Genomic DNA, 1,832 nt, shown 5'->3' on the forward strand with positions numbered 1-1,832 from the left:
AGTGGCGTGATGAGCGGCGTGACGCGCGGTGTGACGCCCGGGTCTCCCGGGTCCGGGCCGCAGGTGGGTGCGCAGGCGGGCGCGCAGGTGGGCGCGCAGCCTGGCGCGCGGATGGGCGGTCCGGCGGGTCAGCGGGGCGGCCGGCAGGTGGTGATGTTCCGGATCGGCACGGAGAGCTTCGCGCTGGAGGCCGGGATGGTGCGCGAGATCATCGATCCGATCCCGGCGACCCGGGTGGCGGGGGCGCGGGCGCATGTCGACCGGATCGTGAACGTGCGCGGCAACGTCGTGCCGCTGGCCGACATCCGCGGGCGGTTCGGGATGCCGGCGGCGGCCGACAGCCCGGACACGCGCTTCCTGGTCCTGGAGGTGGCGGTGGCGGGCGATCCGGTGGTGGTCGCGCTGGTGGCCGACAAGGTGTTCGCGGTCACCGAGGTCGACCCGGCCGCCTGCGAGGCGGTGCCGCCGGTCGGGACGACGTGGCGGCCCGAGTACATCCGCGCGATCGTCAAGGCGGGCGACGACTTCATCATCGTCCCCGACCTCGAGCAGATCCTCAACTGAAGTCCTTCCGGAGACCTGCGGGGATCTCGCCCCGGCTCAGCTCCGATCGTTTCGAATTCCGTGCACACATGGGGGCAAGTACGATGCGTTTCACAATCAAGGCCAAGCTCGGGATCGCCTTCGGGGTGATCCTGCTGCTCCTGGGCGGCGCCGGCTACCTCGCCGTGTCGAGCCTGAGCAGCTCCAACGACCGGATGCAGGCCTTCGCGGCTCGCCCGTTCACTCAGGTCCAGCGCGTCCTGCGCTTCGAGGCCATGTCGTTCGATGCCGCCCGCATGTTCGCGCGGTCGATGCTGGAGCCGACCAGCGCGGCCCGCGAGAAGCTGTTCGCCGATTTCCGGGCGCACGACGCGAAGTTCCAGGCTCTGTTCAAGGACTACCAGGATCTCGTCCCGGCGGACGAGCGTGCCCGTGTCCAGCCCCTGCGTGACGACTGGTCGAAGCTCAGCGAGGCGGTGACCAAGGGCATGGAGTTCGCGGTCCAGAACGGCAACAACACCGCCAACGCGCTCGCCACCGGCGAGCAGCTGGCCGCGTTCACCGCGGTCATGGCCAAGATCGACGACATCAAGGCGCGCCCCGACCTCTCGACCGAGGACCGCAGCCAGATCAACGTCATCGAACTCAAGATGGTTCGTCTGCGCGGCGAGATCTACCGGGAGATCGTGATCACCGACGACGCCCTCCTGGCGAAGATCGCCGGCGAGTTCAAGCAAACCCTGACGGTCCTGGAGCGCGATCTCGCCAAGTTCACCGAGATGTCGCGCGGAACGGGCTTTGCCGATGGGACCAGCGCGCTCAACGCCGCGGTGAAGGCCTGGACCCCGTCGGCCGAGAAGGTCTTCGCCCTCGGACTGGCGAACACGGACGCCAAGGCGCTCCAGTATTACGTCGGCCCGTTCACGGACGCCCGGAAGGCCGTGGTCGAGGACGTGGCCAAGCTGCGCGCCTACGAGGAGAGCGTGGCGAACGGCTTCGTGCAGAGCACGCAGGCAGCCTTCGAGTCGACCCGCACGATCATGATCGCCGTCGTGACCGGCGCCGTTGTGCTCGGTCTCGCCATGGCGCTCTGGATCGCGATCAGCATCTCTCGCGGCCTGTCGAAGGCGGTCTCCGCCGCTCAGAGCGTCGCCGCCGGCGACCTGACCCGGGACGTGGCCGTGACCGGTCGCGACGAGGTGTCCGACCTCCTGCAGGCGATCCAGGCGATGAACGTGAAGCTGCGCGAGGTGGTCGGCCAGGTGGTCAACGCGGCGAGCAACGTGTCT

The 1,832-nt window shown here is 69.1% G+C and carries 2 protein-coding genes; both read left to right on the plus strand.

All coding sequences use genetic code 11. The features are described from left to right. The coding region (locus ME121_RS32685; protein ID WP_491892959.1) for a chemotaxis protein CheW at window positions 1–564 on the plus strand (564 nt) is incomplete at its 5' end. A gap of 83 nt (window positions 565–647) precedes the next feature. Continuing rightward, window positions 648–1,832 (plus strand): MCP four helix bundle domain-containing protein (locus tag ME121_RS32690; RefSeq protein WP_491892960.1); only part of this gene is annotated, 1,185 nt, incomplete at its 3' end.

The sequence above is a fragment of the Methylobacterium sp. ME121 genome (assembly GCF_000974725.1).
GTDB classification, from domain to species: Bacteria; Pseudomonadota; Alphaproteobacteria; order Rhizobiales; family Beijerinckiaceae; genus Methylobacterium; species Methylobacterium radiotolerans.